15 protein-coding genes are annotated in these 15,441 nt (G+C 68.7%); 6 read left to right on the forward strand and 9 right to left on the reverse strand.

Annotated features, from left to right (window positions below):
• Window positions 1-28: 28 nt before the first annotated feature.
• Together aceB and H4281_RS37585 are read left to right on the forward strand one after the other, a co-directional pair.
• Window positions 29-1,603 (forward strand): malate synthase A, encoded by a 1,575-nt coding sequence (gene aceB / locus H4281_RS37580; RefSeq protein ID WP_182895614.1) that lies wholly within the window; start codon window positions 29-31, stop codon window positions 1,601-1,603.
• On the forward strand, window positions 1,603-2,799 hold the full coding sequence (locus H4281_RS37585; RefSeq protein WP_182895615.1) for a DUF6986 family protein: 1,197 nt from the start codon (window positions 1,603-1,605) through the stop codon (window positions 2,797-2,799). Before aceB ends, H4281_RS37585 begins: the two co-directional genes overlap by 1 nt.
• Window positions 2,800-2,853: 54 nt before the next feature.
• Here the strand turns inward: H4281_RS37585 and H4281_RS37590 are convergent, their stop codons facing one another.
• Complete coding sequence (locus tag H4281_RS37590; RefSeq protein ID WP_237598415.1) at window positions 2,854-3,273, reverse strand: nuclear transport factor 2 family protein; 420 nt, start codon at window positions 3,271-3,273, stop codon at window positions 2,854-2,856.
• A gap of 131 nt (window positions 3,274-3,404) precedes the next feature.
• On the opposite strand from H4281_RS37590, the gene htpG reads away from it, so the two are divergent.
• Window positions 3,405-5,291 (forward strand): molecular chaperone HtpG, encoded by a 1,887-nt coding sequence (gene htpG / locus H4281_RS37595; protein ID WP_182895616.1) that lies wholly within the window; start codon window positions 3,405-3,407, stop codon window positions 5,289-5,291.
• 69 nt (window positions 5,292-5,360) lie between these two features.
• Window positions 5,361-6,701 (forward strand): 8-oxoguanine deaminase, encoded by a 1,341-nt coding sequence (locus tag H4281_RS37600; RefSeq protein ID WP_182895617.1) that lies wholly within the window; start codon window positions 5,361-5,363, stop codon window positions 6,699-6,701.
• Between the two features lie 325 nt (window positions 6,702-7,026).
• On the opposite strand, the gene H4281_RS37605 is transcribed toward H4281_RS37600, so the two are convergent.
• Window positions 7,027-8,421 carry an FtsW/RodA/SpoVE family cell cycle protein gene (locus tag H4281_RS37605; protein ID WP_182895618.1) on the reverse strand — a complete coding sequence of 465 codons (1,395 nt, stop codon included), beginning with the start codon at window positions 8,419-8,421 and terminating at the stop codon, window positions 7,027-7,029.
• A 163-nt stretch (window positions 8,422-8,584) separates the two neighbouring features.
• On the opposite strand from H4281_RS37605, the gene H4281_RS37610 reads away from it, so the two are divergent.
• On the forward strand, window positions 8,585-9,271 hold the full coding sequence (locus tag H4281_RS37610; RefSeq protein ID WP_182895619.1) for a DUF998 domain-containing protein: 687 nt from the start codon (window positions 8,585-8,587) through the stop codon (window positions 9,269-9,271).
• An 11-nt stretch (window positions 9,272-9,282) separates the two neighbouring features.
• Here the strand turns inward: H4281_RS37610 and H4281_RS37615 are convergent, their stop codons facing one another.
• The 7 genes from H4281_RS37615 to H4281_RS37645 all read right to left on the reverse strand — a co-directional run bounded on the left by H4281_RS37615 (window position 9,283) and on the right by H4281_RS37645 (window position 14,003).
• The gene (locus tag H4281_RS37615) at window positions 9,283-9,642 is read right to left on the reverse strand and encodes a twin-arginine translocase TatA/TatE family subunit (protein ID WP_182895620.1); all 360 of its coding nucleotides are present in this window, start codon (window positions 9,640-9,642) and stop codon (window positions 9,283-9,285) included.
• Between the two features lie 36 nt (window positions 9,643-9,678).
• Entirely contained in the window at window positions 9,679-10,287 is a 609-nt protein-coding gene (locus H4281_RS37620) for a TetR/AcrR family transcriptional regulator (RefSeq protein ID WP_182895621.1), read from the reverse strand.
• Window positions 10,284-11,630: a nucleobase:cation symporter-2 family protein gene (locus H4281_RS37625; protein WP_182895622.1), complete on the reverse strand. Its 1,347-nt coding sequence runs from the start codon at window positions 11,628-11,630 to the stop codon at window positions 10,284-10,286. Before H4281_RS37625 ends, H4281_RS37620 begins: the two co-directional genes overlap by 4 nt.
• A 25-nt stretch (window positions 11,631-11,655) precedes the next feature.
• A complete protein-coding gene (gene pucL / locus H4281_RS37630; protein WP_182895623.1) occupies window positions 11,656-12,546 on the reverse strand; it encodes a factor-independent urate hydroxylase in 891 nt (296 codons plus the stop codon).
• A gap of 1 nt (window position 12,547) precedes the next feature.
• Window positions 12,548-12,865 carry a hydroxyisourate hydrolase gene (gene uraH / locus H4281_RS37635; protein WP_182895624.1) on the reverse strand — a complete coding sequence of 106 codons (318 nt, stop codon included), beginning with the start codon at window positions 12,863-12,865 and terminating at the stop codon, window positions 12,548-12,550.
• A gap of 82 nt (window positions 12,866-12,947) precedes the next feature.
• A complete protein-coding gene (gene uraD / locus H4281_RS37640; RefSeq protein ID WP_182895625.1) occupies window positions 12,948-13,433 on the reverse strand; it encodes a 2-oxo-4-hydroxy-4-carboxy-5-ureidoimidazoline decarboxylase in 486 nt (161 codons plus the stop codon).
• 93 nt (window positions 13,434-13,526) lie between these two features.
• Window positions 13,527-14,003 (reverse strand): helix-turn-helix domain-containing protein, encoded by a 477-nt coding sequence (locus H4281_RS37645; RefSeq protein WP_043833120.1) that lies wholly within the window; start codon window positions 14,001-14,003, stop codon window positions 13,527-13,529.
• Window positions 14,004-14,111: 108 nt separating this feature from the next.
• On the opposite strand from H4281_RS37645, the gene allB reads away from it, so the two are divergent.
• On the forward strand, window positions 14,112-15,440 hold the full coding sequence (gene allB, locus H4281_RS37650) for an allantoinase AllB (protein ID WP_182895626.1): 1,329 nt from the start codon (window positions 14,112-14,114) through the stop codon (window positions 15,438-15,440).
• The last annotated feature ends 1 nt before the right edge of the window (window position 15,441 follow it).

Here is a 15,441-nt window from a genome sequence, read left to right on the forward strand (position 1 = left end):
ATCCAAAGCACTACTCGGGGTGTTGCGCATGTCTGAGGTCCAGGTTCTCGGCGGGTCCGTCGAGCGTGGGGACGAGATTCTGACGCCGGAAGCCCTCGCTTTCGTAGCGGGCTTGCACGACGAGTACGCCGCGCGGCGCGACGAACTCCTCGTCGCGCGGGGCAAGCGGCGCGAGGAGGCCCGTACCACCGGCCGCCTCGATTTCCTGGCTGAGACCAAGGAGATCCGCGAAAGCGACTGGCAGGTCGCCGGCGCTCCGGAAGCGCTGCGCGACCGGCGCGTGGAGATCACCGGTCCCACCGATCGCAAGATGACCATCAACGCCCTCAACTCCGGCGCCAAGGTGTGGCTCGCCGACTTCGAGGACGCCAACACGCCGCACTGGGCGAACGTCGTGGGCGGCCAGGTCAACCTGTCCGACGCGATCCGCGGCACCATCACGCTCGACCAGAACGGCAAGCACTACGAGCTGAAGCCGGACGTCGAGCACGCCACCATCGTGGTCCGCCCGCGCGGCTGGCACCTCGACGAGCGCAACCTGACCTTCGGCGGCCGCAAGGGCGTCGGCGCGCTGGTCGACTTCGGCCTGTACTTCTTCCACAACGCCCAGGAACTGCTCAACCGCGGCAAGGGCCCGTACTTCTACCTGCCGAAGATGGAAAGCCACCTCGAAGCGCGGCTGTGGAACGACGTGTTCACCCACGCGGAGAAGGCGCTCGGCATCCCGCACGGCACCGTCCGCGCGACCGTGCTGATCGAGACCATCCCGGCCGCGTTCGAGATGGAAGAGATCCTCTACGAACTGCGCGAGCACGCCTCGGGCCTCAACGCGGGCCGCTGGGACTACCTGTTCAGCGTCATCAAGTACTTCCGCGACGCGGGTGAGAAGTTCGTGCTGCCGGACCGCAACTCGGTCACCATGACCGCGCCGTTCATGCGCGCCTACACCGAACTGCTGGTGCGCACCTGCCACAAGCGCGGCGCGTTCGCGATCGGCGGCATGGCCGCGTTCATCCCGAGCAAGGACCCGGAAGTCAACAAGGGCGCCTTCGACAAGGTGCACGCCGACAAATCGCGGGAGGCCGGGGACGGCTTCGACGGTTCGTGGGTCGCGCACCCGGGCATGGTCGCACTCTGCAAGGAAGAGTTCGACAAGGTCCTCGGCGACAACCCGAACCAGCTCGAGCGCACCCGCGACGACGTGCAGGTGACCGCCGACCAGCTGCTGGACGTCGCCTCGACGCCGGGCAGCGCGACCGCGGCCGGTCTGCGCGCGGCGGTCGACGTCGGCATCCGCTACCTGGCCTCGTGGCTGGGCGGCAACGGCGCGGCGGCGATCCACAACCTGATGGAAGACGCCGCCACGGCCGAGATTTCGCGGTCGCAGGTGTGGCAGTGGGTCAAGAACGGCACGCAGCTGGACAACGGCGAGAAGGTCACCGCGGAACTGGTGCGCGGGGTCGTGGCCGATGTCCGCGGCGAGCTGGCGGCTGAGGTTTCCGACGATCTGCTGAAGCCCGCGGTCGAGCTGTTCGAGCAGGTCGCGCTGGCCGACGAGTTCCCGGACTTCCTGACCCTGCCGGCGTACGAGCACATCCAGTAATGGGCGGCGGACGGCTCGCCGAGGACGTCTACACCGCCGCCGACACGCGGTTGGCCGAGGCCGACGCGCGCGTGGCGGCGCGGTATCCCGGCGAGTCTCCGGGCCGTCGTCCGGTGCACACGGTGTATGTGCCGGCGTCGCAGTACCGCACGCGCCTGGTCGCCGACTGGGGCAAACAGGCGATGCGGGTTTTCGTCGAGCACGGCGATCTGCTGAACCTCGACCCGGCGGTGGCCGAGCGCGTCCGCGAGAAGCTCCTCACCGAGCCGATCGAGGATCTCCGCATCGACTTCGAGGACGGCTACGGCCATCCCGGCGACGAAGCGGAGGACGCGGCCGCGGAAGCCGCGGGGCGCACCCTCGCGACCACCGGCGGCACTCCGTTTGTCGGAATCCGGTTCAAGAGCTTCGAAGCCGCGACGCGGCGGCGGGGCATCCGGACGCTCGACCTGTTCCTGTCCGGCTTGCTGTCCGAAGGATCGCTGCCGGACGGATTCGTGGTGACGCTGCCGAAGGTCACCGCGGTCGAACAGGTCGAGGTCGCCGCGGAAGTGTTGGGGCGGCTGGAAACCGCGTACGGACTGGCGGACCGCGCGCTGCGGTTCGAGGTGCAGATCGAGACCGCGCAGTCGATCCTCTCGACCGATGGCACGGTTTCGGTCGCGCGGATCATCCAGGCGGCGGACGGCCGGTGCTCCGGGCTGCACTACGGGACCTACGACTACAGCGCGGGTCTCGGCATCAGCGCGGCGTACCAGAGCATGGCGCACCCCGCCGCCGACTTCGCGAAGCAGTTGATGCAGGTCGCGGCTGCCGGAACGGGCGTGCGGCTGTCCGACGGTTCGACCAACCGGCTCCCGGTGGGCGATGACCTGCCGGGCGCGTGGGCGGAGCACCTGCGCCTGGTGCGGCGGTCGCTGGAGAACGGCTTCTACCAGGGCTGGGACCTGCATCCGCACCAGCTGCCGACCCGGTACGCGGCGACGTACGCCTTCTACCGCGAGGGCGCCCCGGCGGCGGCCAAGCGGTTGCAGGACTACGCGTCGAAGACCGCCGGGGGAGTGCTCGATGAGCCTGCCACGGCGGAGGCGCTGGCCCGGTATTTGCTGGGTGGCTACAACTGCGGGGCGTTGGCGGAGGCGGAGCTGCCGTTCGAGGTGGCCCGGCTGGACGCGTACGCGCGGCGGCAAGCCTGAGAGACGTCGTGAGTGCCTATCACGGTTAGAACCGCGATAGGCACTCACGAGTCTTCAGCCGCGGCAGGCTTCGGCGATCGCCGCGGTGTCCCAGTAGAACGGCCGCACCTCGGCGATCCGCCCGTCCTCGATGCGCAGCGTCTGCAGGATCGGGAACTCCAGATCGCGTCCGGTCGTCCGCGTCCGGGCCCGGACCTGCGTGAGCACCACCGACGTCGCGCCGAGGGCGAGGAACTCCTGCTCGCCGATCTCGAACGACTCCCAGATCCGGCTCATCTCGAGGAAGAACTTCTCCAGCCCGGCGTGGCCGTGCCAGTCGCCGCCGAACGGCAGCCCGGCGGCCTGGTGCAGTACGACATCCTCGGCGAAATACGGGGCCAGCGGGGCAAAAGAAGCCGAATCGGGGCCGCCTGCGGCGAAATACTCGGCTTCGGCTCGGTACATGCCGTCGAGCACGGCTGCGGGATCAGTCACGGGCCCATCCTGGCCGTCCCGGGCGGGTGCGGCTGGCGGCAATCGGACTTCGCGGTCTCCGCACGTTCTGTCGTCCCTCCTCGGTAGACTTCACGCCGGTCTTTCAGGGGCGGAAAGGAAACACGAAAGCCATGGCTGAGGAAACCGGGACGGTCGAAACGCTGGAGTTCCAGTCCGAGGCGCGCCAGCTGCTGCAGCTGATGATCCACTCGATCTACTCGAACAAGGACATCTTCCTGCGCGAGCTGGTCTCCAACGCCTCCGACGCGCTGGACAAGCTGCGGCTGGAGACGTACCGCGACAAGGATCTGCGGGCCGAGACCGACAACCTGCACATCGAAATCCTCCTCGACTCCGAGGCGCGCACCCTCACCGTGCGCGACAACGGGATCGGGATGAGCCGGGACGACGTCGTCAACCTGATCGGCACCATCGCGAAATCCGGCACCGCCGACTTCCTGCGCAAGCTGAAGGAGTCGAAGGAATCCGCCGGCCAGGACCTGATCGGGCAGTTCGGCGTCGGCTTCTACTCGAGCTTCATGGTCGCCGGCAAGGTCACCCTGGTGACCCGGCGCGCGGGCGCCGACGAGGGCGTCCGCTGGGAATCCGCCGGCGAGGGCACCTACACGATCGAGTCCCTCTCCGACGCGCCGCAGGGCACCTCGGTGACGCTGCACCTCAAGCCCGCCGACGACGAGGACCACCTCTACGACTACACGTCGCCGTGGAAGGTCCGCGAGATCGTCAAGCGCTACTCCGACTTCATCACCTGGCCGGTCCAGATGGCCAAGGAGGTCAAGGAAGGCGAAGAGAGCGGTCTCGAGACCGTCAACTCGATGAAGGCGCTCTGGGCGCGGTCGAAGGACGAGGTCTCCGACGAGGAGTACCACGAGTTCTACAAGCACATCAGCCACGACTGGACCGACCCGCTCGAGACGGTCCGGATGCAGGCCGAGGGCACCTTCGAGTACCAGGCGCTGCTGTTCCTGCCCTCGCGCGCACCGGTGGATCTGTTCATGCGGGACGCGAAGCGCGGCGTGCAGCTGTACGTCAAGCGCGTGTTCATCATGGACGACTGCGAAGCGCTGATGCCGAACTACCTGCGCTTCGTGAAGGGGGTCGTCGACGCGGCGGATCTGTCGCTGAACGTGTCGCGCGAGATCCTGCAGCAGGACCGGCAGATCCGCGCGATCCGGCGGCGGCTGGAGAAGAAGATCCTCTCCACGGTCAAGACGATGATGACCGAGGACGCCGAGAAGTACGCGACGTTCTGGCAGGAGTTCGGCCGCGCGGTCAAGGAAGGCCTGATCGACGACCCGGAGAACCGGGAGCAGATCCTGGAGATCTCGTCGTTCGACTCGACGCACCACGCGGACAAGCCCACCTCGCTGCGCGACTACGTGTCGCGGATGAAGGAGGGCCAGGAGCACATCTACTACCTGACCGGCGATTCGCGCACCGTCATCGAGAACTCTCCGCACCTGGAAGCGTTCCGCGCCAAGGGGTACGAGGTGCTGATCCTCACCGACCCGGTCGACGAGATGTGGACCGAGTCGGCGACCGGCTTCGACGGCAAGACGTTCCAGTCGGTCGCGAAGGGCGAGGTCGACCTCGGCGACGAGACGACTGACGAGAAGAAGGCCGAGTACGAGGACCTGCTGAAGTGGATGTCGGCGACGCTGTCCGACACCGTCAAGGAGGTCCGGCTGTCGTCCCGGCTGACGACGTCGCCGTCCTGCATCGTCGGCGACGCGGGCGATCTGACGCCGACGCTGGAGAAGATGTACCGCGCGATGGGCCAGGAGCTGCCGCCGGTGAAGCGGGTGCTGGAGCTGAACCCGGAGCACGCGCTGGTCACCGGTCTGCGCAAGGCGTTCGCCGAGCATCCGGAGGACGCTTCGCTGGCCGAGACGGCGGAGCTGCTGCACGGCATGGCTTTGCTCGCCGAGGGCGGCGAGCTGAAGGACCCGAGCCGGTTCCTGAACCTGGTGGCGGATCGCGCGGCCAAGGCGTTGTGACGGGTTTCGTGAGTGGCTGCCCCGAATCCGGGGTAGCCACTCACGAACCCTTCCGGAGGTGAGTGCCGCATGAGGACAGTCGTCGAGAACGCCGCGATCGCGACGGTCAGCGGTCCCGAATACCGCACCGGACATGTCGTGATCGAGGACGACCGCATCGCGGCTGTCGGTGACGGTGCTTTCGCCGGCGAGGCGGACGAACGCGTCGACGCGGGTGGCTGCCTCGTCACGCCGGGCCTCGTGAACACGCACCACCACCTCTACCAATGGGCCACCCGGGGCCTCGCCGCCGACCACACGCTGTTCGAGTGGCTCGTCGCGCTGTACCCGGTGTGGGCCAAGCTGGACGCGGAGATCACGCACGCCGCGGGCGCAGCCGGAATGGCACGGCTCGCCTTGAGCGGCTGCACCACGGTCGCCGACCACCACTACGTCTTCCCGGCCGACGGCGGCGACCAGATAGCCGCGCTCGCTGCTGCGCGGGAGCGGATCGGCTTGCGGTTGCACCTGGTCCGCGGCTCGATGGACCGCGGCGAATCGGACGGCGGGCTGCCGCCGGACAGCCTGGTCGAGACCGCCGAGGACGCCCTTCTCGGCACCGAAGCCGCGATCGACCGCTACCACGACGCCTCGCCGGGCGCGCACCTCCAGATCGCCGCTGGCCCGTGCTCGCCGTTCACCGTCACCGAGCGCCTGATGGCCGATTCGGCCGCGTTGGCCCGGCGCAAGGGCGTCCGGCTGCACACGCATCTGGCCGAAACCCAGGACGAGGAAAAGCAATGCCTCGCCGAAACCGGCCTCACGCCCGCGGAGTACGCGGACAAACTGGGCTGGCTGGCACCCGACGTCTGGCTCGCACACACCGTGCACCTCGCGCCCGACGCAATCCGTCGGTTCGGCGCGACGTCAACCGGTTCCGCGCATTGCCCGACGTCGAATGGCCGACTGGGCAGCGGAATCGCTCCCGTGCGGGACTTGCTCGACGCGGGCGCGCCGGTCGGTTTGGGCGTCGACGGCGCGGCTTCCAGCGAATCCGGCGGCTTGGCGGAGGAACTGCACCAGGCGTTGCTGCAGGCCCGGCAACGCGGCGGGCCGACCGGCCTAACGACGCGGGAAGCGTTGTGGCTAGGGACAATGGGCGGCGCACGCTGTCTCGGCCGGGAGCGCGACATGGGCTCGGTCGAGGTGGGGAAGCTCGCGGATCTGGCGGTGTGGGATCTGAACGGGCTGAACTACGCGGGCATCGAGGACCCGGTCGCGGCGCTGGTGCTGGCCGCGCCGCCGCCGCTGCGGAAGCTGTTCGTGGGCGGGAAAACGGTGGTAGACGCCGGGCAGCTCGCGACGGCCGACGAATCGGCGATCGCGGGGGAGCTGACGAAGGCGAGTGCTCGGCTGCGCGAAGACCGGTAGCCCGGTCCGGTGTGCCGTACGCGAGAACGGCCCACCGGTTCCAGAGTCACGCTCGTTCCACGGTCCACAGCGCAGTCGGCGCGTGGCAGATCCGCACTCCGGCGGCTTCGGGGCTGCCCCCGCTGTTGTTCAGGCAGAGCCTGGTCTGAACGTCTTGAAGTACCTGTTCGTTGTGGACGAGGTCGTCCAGGTCGTGATGAACACGGCCGTTCTACCCCCGGTTCCGTCCCTCGTTGCGCCGCTCGATGACATGTCAGTCCTTCCGCGGTAGACGGCCGGACGGAAGAGACGCTGCCGGGCGGCGTCCCCCGTCCGGTCAGCTAGCTTATTGCGGCCGTCTGACCAGCACTGTTCCCGCTTCTGCCAGCGGCGCCCGCACCGCTTGCACCGGATCGGTCGCGCTTGGCTTGCGCGCCGCGTCGGAGATCCGCAGCAGCAAGGCGACCAGGACGTAGTTCGCGAGCAGCGACGAACCGCCCTTCGACAGGAATGGGGCGGTGATCCCAGTCTCCGGAATCAGCTTCGTCACCCCGCCCACGACCACGAAAATCTGCATCACCACGGTGAATGCCAGCCCGCCGCCGAGAAGTTTCCCGAAGCTGTCCCGGACGGCCAGCGCGTGCCGCATTCCGCGCAGCGCGATCAGCAGGTACAGCATCAGCACCGCGGCCAGCCCGAGGAAACCCAGTTCCTCGCCGATGCTGGCGGTGATGAAGTCGGTGTTCGACTCGGGCACGATGTCCGGCCTGCCCTCGCCGAGGCCGGTTCCGCCCATGCCGCCGGTGCCGAGGCCGAACAAGCCCTGCGCGACCTGGTACCCGCCGCCGGCCTGGTCGTAGGTCGCGAGCGGGTCGACCCAGTTCGCGACCCGCTGCCGCACGTGGTTGAACAGGAAGTACGCCAGCACGCACCCGCCCGCGAACACCGTCAGCCCGGCATACACCCAGACCGCCCGTTCGGTCGCGAGGTAGATCATCACCAGCACGATCCCGAAGAACAGCAGCGAGGCGCCGAGTTCCTTCTCGAACGCCAGCACCGCCACGCAGCCGAGCGCGGCGAGCACGATCGGCCCGAGGTCGCGCGCCCGCGGCAGTTCGACGCCGAGCACCTTGCGCCCGGCGACGCGGAACAATTCCCGTTTCGCCACCAGCGTCGTCGCGGCGAACACGATCAGCAGCAGCTTCGCGAATTCGCCCGGCTGGAGCGACATCGGGCCGATCCTGATCCACACCTTCGCGCCGTTGGCCTCCGACAGCGACGACGGCAGCAGCGCGGGCAGGATCACCGCGACGATTCCGGCCAGCCCGGCGAGGTAGCCGTAGCGGGTCAGCACGCGGTGATCGCGGACGAAACCGAGCACTGCCAGGAACAACGCCAGCGCCACGACCGTCCACAGCACCTGCTGCCCGGCGACGGCCGAGTACTGTTTTCCGCGCTGCACCGCCTGTTCGGCGAGCCCGAGGTCGATCCGGTGGATCACCACCAGCCCCAAGCCGTTCAGCAGCACGGTGCACGGCAGGATCAGCGGATCCGCGTGCGGGGCCCAGCGCCGGACCGCGAGGTGCGCCACCGCGACCACCGCGGTGAACGACGCGCCGTAGCCGACGACGGAGAAGCTGAGCTGTGCCAAGGCGTTCGCGTCCACGAGCAGGAACGCGCACCAGACGATCGCCACCGCGAACAGAAGCAGCCGCAATTCCGTACCGCGCGCGGCAGGCATGGATTTCCCGTCGGTAGAAATCAGTGAACGGCCGCGAGGGTAGTCACGATTTCTGGCAGGACGCTGAGAATGCGCGGCAATTCGGTCGGACTGTCCGAAAGCGACGGGACGGTACCCGGGATATGCTTTCGGGAAAGCGGACGGGCGGAGCGGAGAACCTGCGGTGGCCACAGAACTGACCCCGGCGCCGATCCCGGCGCTGGCGCCGGCTCCGGCGGCGAAAGGAACGAAACGCGCGCTCGGCGCCGCGGTGGCCGCGGTGCTGGCCGCGGCGGCGTTCCTGGTGGTGCTGCACGTCGACCGCTACTGGGGCCCGATCGACCCGGTCAGCGCGATGCTCAGCGACTACGCCTGGACTCCCGGCTGGTGGATGTGGGCGGCGGCGATGCTGCTGACGTCGGCCGGTTCGGTCGTGGTGGCCGCGGTCCTGCGCGGCCGGGGCCTGCTGCGCGGAACGCTGACGGTCGTCGCGACGACCGCTTGGTGCGCCGGGCTCGCGGCGGTCGCGTTGTTCACGAAGGACCCGCAGGGAAATGCGGTGACGTGGGTCGGCAAAGTGCATCTCGGCGCGACCGGGATCAGTTGTGTGAGTTTGCCGTTAGCCGGATGGCTGCTCGGCCGCGCGCACCGGAATTCGCCGCAGTGGCGGGGTTATGCGCGCTGGTCGCGTATTTTGGGGCTGGCGGCCGTGCCGTTCTTTCTGCCGTTTCTCATTCCGTTCGCGGCCAATGTCGCGTTCGGGCAGCATCTGCCGACCGTCGCGACCGGGCTCGTGGAACGGCTGATGGCCGTGCTGGAACTCGTCGAACTGCTCGTGCTCGCCGGATGGGCGTGGCGCGCGTCCGAATAATCCCGAATGACTCAGGTGGCGTCGGGATCGACCGGCGGCCGCTCGTTCGCCCGCAACGGAACCGGAGCCGGAACCGCCGGGGCTCGCGGCGGCGTCGAGGCCGGGGGAGTGTCGTCGAGCAAATACCTCGTCACGGCTGCCCGAGGGTTCCCTATCCGCAGGGACTGCAGTTCCTGCAACGGTTTCCGCAGTTCCTGGTACTCCGGGCCGATCTCGGCTTCGAGCTGGGCTTTGGCGCCCGCGGCGAACCCGCGGGCCCGTTTCAGGGTCTGCGCGACCCAGTGCGCCGCCTCGGGCAGCCGTTCCGGGCCGAGGATGAACAACCCGGCGAGCAGCAAAATCACGATGTGGTCGATGCTGAGACCGAACACCGGCCACCTCCCGAGGACCCGGACGCTGGCTCCAGCTTAGCCGTCCTCGGGACGCCGCTTCCCGTCGTCGCCCAGTTCGGTCAGCAGCCGTCGCGCTACGTCGACCACCGCCGCGCCCGCGACCGCCATCGGTTCAGTCGTCCGCATGGAGCGGCACAACACGAACGCGCCCTCCAGGCTGGTCACCAAGGCGAGCGTGAGGGTGCGGGCGTGCTCCTCGGGAAGGCCGAAGGCGCAAAATCCCTTGGTGCCCGCTTTGGTCCACGCCTCGAACACGTCCGCGGTGGCCTTGCGCAGCGGTTCGTTCGTAGTCGCCACTTCGAGCGCGACGGTCGCGATCGGGCAGCCCTCGACGTAGTCCGTTTCGAGCAGCGTGGTGACCGCGGCCCCGAAGAAGGTTTCCAGGCCGGTGATCAGGTCCGGCGCGGGAGCAATGAAAACCTCGAACAGCTGCGCGTATTGCATCCCCGAGGTGCGTACCACTTCTTCGCCCAGTTGCTCCTTGCCGCCGGGGAAGAAGTGGTACACCGACCCGAAGGGCGCGCCGGCCTTCTCGACAATCTGCTTCATGCCGGTGCCCGCGTACCCGCCTTGGCGGAACAGTTCCGCCCCGGCGGCGAGGATGCGGTCCTTGGTGCCAGTCACGACACCGAGGATAGCTCCTTGACAGTAGAGCGTTCTATCAAGCGCGGCCGGAGCACCAGGTTCAGCACCACCGCGGTCACGCAGCCCGCGCTGATCCCGGAGTTGAGCACGACCTGCAACGCCGCCGGGAACCCGGAGTAGAAGTCCGGCATGGCGATCGGGATGAGCCCGACGCCGAGCGACGCTGCGACGATCGCGACGTTGACCGGATGCTCGAACGACGCCTTCGCGAGCGTCCGGATGCCGCTCACCGCGACGCTGCCGAACAGCACCAGCCCGGCCCCGCCGAGCACCGGCTGCGGCACCAGCGCGACGATCCCGCCGGTCACCGGGAACACTCCCAGCAGCACGAGCACGACGCCGCTGGCCGCGACCACGTACCGGCTCACCATGCGGGTGAGCGACACGAGCCCGATGTTCTGCGCGAACGCCGTGCAGGCGAACCCGCCGAAGATCGTGCCGACGGCGGTGGAGAGCCCGTCCGCGCGCAGGCCGTCGGCCAGCACCCGGCTGGTGGTCGGCCGGTCCACGATTTCGCCGAGTGCCAGCAGGTCAGCGGTGCTTTCCGCCATGATCACGAGCATCACGATGAGCATCGAGACGATCGCCGCGATGTCGAATGCCGGCGTGCCGAAGTGGAACGGCGTCACGATGCCGAACACCGGGGCCTGCCGCAGCGTCGACGTGTCGACCTGGCCCATCGGCCACGCCGCGGCGGTGCCCACGACCAGGCCGAGCAGCAGCGCGATCCGGCTCCAGAACCCGGTCAGGAACCGGGTGAAGACGAGCACCGCGACCAGGGTGATCCCGGCCAGCACGAGGCCGCTGGGCTTGGCCGATTTGTGCTGGGCGGCGATCCACTGCACGGCGACCGGCAGCAGGGAAATCCCGATGAGCGTGATGACCGTCCCCGTCACCACCGGCGGGAAAAACCGCGTCAGCTTGGAGAAAAACGGAGCGGCGAACACCACGAACACGCCGCCGACGAGCGTGGCGCCGTAGACGACGCCCAGCGCGTTGCCGTCGCGATGCTGCGCGGCGATGGACAGGATGGGTGCGACGGCGGCGAAAGTGACGCCGTTGACCAGCGGCAGTCTCGCGCCGAAGCGCCAGAAGCCGAGGGTCTGCAATAAGGTGGCCAGCCCCGCGGTGAACAGCGCCGCGCTGATCAGCAGCGCGAGCTGGCCGGGGGAGAGGCCGACGGCCGCGCCGATGACGAGCGGTGGCGCCACCACTCCGGCGTACATGGCCGCGACGTGCTGGATTCCTCCGAGGATCAACTGCGGCAGCGGGGGCGCCGCGTCCACGGGGTGCCGAGAAGGTCGTTCCTGTGCAACTGACATGCGCTCTCCCGGAGGGGACTCGGGGCTAGAGCACGGCGTCGGTCCAGGCCGGGCCGGGCTCTTCGGCTTCGTCGCGGACTACTGTGCCTTCGATGAGGCCGTACGGTCGGTCCGCGGCGTAGAACACCTCGTTGTGGTTCTCGAGGCCGAAGGGGCTTAGATCGACGAGGAAATGGTGCTTGTTGGGCAGAGAGAACCGGATCTCGGCTACTTCCGGCCGTGCCTGCAGCACGGCTTCGCCCATCGCGTACAGGGTCTGCTGCAGCGAAAGACTGTGCTTGGTGGCGAACGTCTCCAGGAGCGTCCGCCGGATCTCCCGATGGCTCTTGGCCCAGTCGATCCCGGTGAATCCCTCGTAGCGCCAGCGCGCGGTCACGGCGGTGGCGAGAATGCGGTCGTCGGTTTCGACGAGCGTGGTGTACTCGTCCTTCGGGTAGCCGTGGAATTCGGACCCGGTGGACTTGAGCACCACCAGACCGTCCACTCCGGACACCACCCAGGCGCGGTCGGCGTACACGGTGACGGTCGTGGTCCGGCGTTCGCCGCCGGAACGGCTGAACGAGTGGTCGTGCGGCGCGCCGTCGACGGTGATGCGGTCCCATTCCTGCTCTTCGACGGAAATCCGCGCGCCGGTGATCTTTTCCTGGGTGCCGACGAAGTGCTGGCCGAGCCGCAGCGCGAAGTCCTCGATCTCGCCGACGTCCTGCTGCTTGGCGAACGCGTACACCGTGTTCTTCTGCGTGTCGGTGGCCAGCACGGCGGAGTTGTCGCCGGTGAGGTGCGTGGCCGACAGGTCGCCGCGCAGGGCCGAGGACACCGTGAGGTCGCGCAGATGGTGCACGCCGCCGGCGCGCCGGACGGTGACGAGGCGGACCTCCGCCTTGCCGTACTGGTTGGGGCCCAACGAGATTCCCATGTCAGCTCCCGCGATAGGTGGAATAGGCGAACGGGCTCAGCAGCACCGGCACATGGTGGTGCGACGTGCCGTCGACGATTCGGAAAGCGATCGTGACGTCGGGGAAGAACGCCTCCGGGCCGAGGTAGCTCCCGGTGTCGAAGATCAGCCGGTACACCCCGGGGTCGAGCGTGTCCGGGCCGAGGTCGCGGATGCGGCCGTCGTCGTCGGTCGCGCCCTCGGCGATCAGCGAGCCGTCCTGGCCCTCGAAACGCACGGCGATCCCGGCGGCGGGCTTGCCGGTCGCGGTGTCGAGGACGTGCGTGGTCACAAGACTCATGCCGTCGCCTCCTTGACGGGTTCCACGCTGTCTGCCTGGGAGGCGACGGCACGAATATCCATGATTCGCTTGCAAGCGGCGCTCATGCCGTTACCGCTTTCGCCAGGCGCAGTTGCGCGATCTTGGCCAGCTCCGCTCCGGCGACGTCGAGTTCGGTTTCCGGGTCGTTGCCGAGCCGGGAGCGCAGGTTCGCGAGCAGTTCCTCGCCGCTGCGCCCGCTCGCGCACACCAGGAAGACGTGGCCGAAGCGTTCTTCGTACTCGGCGTTGGCGGCGGCGAATTCGTCCGCGTTGTCCACTCCGGACTGCTCCGAACGGGACCAGTCGGCGTCGCTGCCCTTGCTGGTCGGCCGTTCCCCGATCCTCGGGTGCGCGGCGATCGCGTCGCGGATCTCGTTGCGGTGCAACGGGGTCGCGCTGTCCGCGCTCTTGCTCAGCGCGGCGAAATCGGCGTACGGGCGGCCTCCGAGCACCGTGTCGACCCAGCGCGGCACGGCCAGGCAGGCGGTGAGCGTCGGCCGGAGTTCGGCGGCGGGCGCGGAGTTGAACTCGGCGAGTGCGAGCGGCAACGGAATCTCCTGAAGGGGAGGTGGTGTTCCGCTGACCGTACGGCCGGGCCGAGCGTGCGTCAACACTTTGTTGAATTGCGGCTCGCGGCTCTTTCAGTCGGCTTCCCGGTTGAGGTAGTTGTAGACCGTGAACCGCGTGACGCCCAGTTCCTCGGCGACGGCCGAAACCGATTTCCGCAGGTTGAAGGCCCCTCGCTCGCGCAGCAGGCGCACCGCGCGCTGCTTTTCCGGGCGGTCGAGATCGCGGAGTTTCGAGCCGAGTTCGCGTTCCACGTCGGAGATCAATCGCGACAGCGCGCTGTTGAGTTCGACCGCGGGAACGGTGTCGGAATCGTCGGTCCGGCGCAGCTGCAGCGTCACCCGGGTGGCCCCGCCTTCGAGGGCGGCGCGGGCGATCGACGGCAGGGCGGCGAACAGTTCGTCGGCGGTCCCGCGGGCCAGGGTGCCGAGCGGCCCGAAGTCGGTGTCGAGCCCGGCCGCGTCGGCGGCGTCGCGGGCGCGGACAGCGTGCTCCGGCGGTGCGCCCTCGCCGCGGAACGGCTCGCTGGTGAACTCGGCTTCCAACTCCACCCGGTGACCGTAACGTGGGAAGGACGGCGTTGACGAGCCGGGAAGGACGTGTCTAATCTCGGTGAGCGAAAGACTCTTTCCGTAACGTGGAACTGGAGGAGGCCGTCGATGGACCTCGTGGTGCGGGCCGCACGTGCGGTGACCCCCGCCGGTCTCGGGCCGGCGACGATCGGCGTGCAGGACGGCCGGATTGTCGCTGTGGAACCCGGCGTTGTCGAGATGCCGGGCACGCGGGTCGTCGAACTGGCTGAAGACGAGGTGCTGCTGCCCGGTCTCGTGGACACCCACGTGCACGTCAACGACCCTGGCCGCGCCGAGTGGGAAGGCTTCGAGACCGCCACGCGCGCGGCCGCCGCCGGTGGCGTCACGACGATCGTGGACATGCCGCTGAACAGCCTGCCGCCGACGGTCGACGTGGCCGCGCTGGAGGTCAAGCGCAAGGCGGCGAGCGGCCGCGTCCACGTGGACGTCGGATTCTGGGGCGGCGCGATTCCGGGCAACGAAGGCGATTTGCGCGGGCTGCACGACGAGGGTGTCTTCGGTTTCAAGTGCTTCCTGCTGCACTCCGGCGTCGACGAGTTCCCGCCGTTGGACGCGGCCGGTCTGGAATCCGCGCTGCGCGAGCTGAAGTCGTTCGACGCGCAGATGATCGTGCACGCGGAGGATTCCGACGCGATCGACGCCGCTCCCGATCCGCACGGCGAGAAGTACCACGACTTCCTCGGTTCCCGCCCGCGCGGCGCGGAAAACCTGGCCATCACGCACGTGATCGAAGCCGCCCGGCGCACCGGTGCTCGCGCGCACATCCTGCATCTGTCCTCTTCGGACGCTTTGCCGCTGATCGCCAGCGCCCGCCGCGAGGGCGTCGAGCTGTCGGTGGAAACCTGCCCGCACTATCTGTCGTTCGTCGCGGAGGAAATCCGGGACGGCGCGACGCAATTCAAGTGCTGCCCGCCGATCCGCGAGGCGGCGAACCGGGAATTGCTGTGGCAGGGTTTGGCCGACGGCGTGATCGACACAATCGTCAGCGACCATTCGCCGTGCACGCCGGAGCTGAAACGCTTTGACACCGGCGATTTCGGTCTGGCCTGGGGCGGGATCTCCAGCCTGCAGCTCGGTCTGCCCGCGATCTGGACGCAGGCCCGTCAGCGCGGCTTCGGTCTCGTCGATGTGGTGCGCTGGATGGCCGAGCGTCCGGCCGCACAGGTGGGGATGACCCGCAAGGGCAAACTGGAAGTGGGCGGCGACGCCGATTTCTGCGTCTTCGCGCCGGACGAGGCCTTCGTCGTGGACGTCGCGAAGCTCGCCCACCGCAACCCGGTGAGCGCGTACGACCAGCGTCCGCTGGCCGGCGTCGTGCGCGGCACGTGGCTGCGCGGCGAGCCGGTGACCGGCGGCGAACCGAGGGGGACTCTGCTGACCCGGGGCAATTGCTGAA

The organism is Amycolatopsis dendrobii (assembly GCF_014145675.1).
Taxonomy (GTDB): domain Bacteria; phylum Actinomycetota; class Actinomycetes; order Mycobacteriales; family Pseudonocardiaceae; genus Amycolatopsis; species Amycolatopsis dendrobii.

Excerpts from the sequence above, each read along its gene's own strand:
- H4281_RS37600 (WP_182895617.1), top strand. The coding sequence starts at position 5,361 with ATGAGGACAGTCGTCGAGAACGCCGCGATCGCGACGGTCAGCGGTCCC.
- allB (WP_182895626.1), top strand. The coding sequence starts at position 14,112 with ATGGACCTCGTGGTGCGGGCCGCACGTGCGGTGACCCCCGCCGGTCTC.
- aceB (WP_182895614.1), top strand. The coding sequence starts at position 29 with ATGTCTGAGGTCCAGGTTCTCGGCGGGTCCGTCGAGCGTGGGGACGAG.
- H4281_RS37625 (WP_182895622.1), bottom strand. The coding sequence starts at position 11,630 with ATGTCAGTTGCACAGGAACGACCTTCTCGGCACCCCGTGGACGCGGCG.
- H4281_RS37605 (WP_182895618.1), bottom strand. The coding sequence starts at position 8,421 with ATGCCTGCCGCGCGCGGTACGGAATTGCGGCTGCTTCTGTTCGCGGTG.
- htpG (WP_182895616.1), top strand. The coding sequence starts at position 3,405 with ATGGCTGAGGAAACCGGGACGGTCGAAACGCTGGAGTTCCAGTCCGAG.
- pucL (WP_182895623.1), bottom strand. The coding sequence starts at position 12,546 with ATGGGAATCTCGTTGGGCCCCAACCAGTACGGCAAGGCGGAGGTCCGC.
- H4281_RS37585 (WP_182895615.1), top strand. The coding sequence starts at position 1,603 with ATGGGCGGCGGACGGCTCGCCGAGGACGTCTACACCGCCGCCGACACG.
- uraH (WP_182895624.1), bottom strand. The coding sequence starts at position 12,865 with ATGAGTCTTGTGACCACGCACGTCCTCGACACCGCGACCGGCAAGCCC.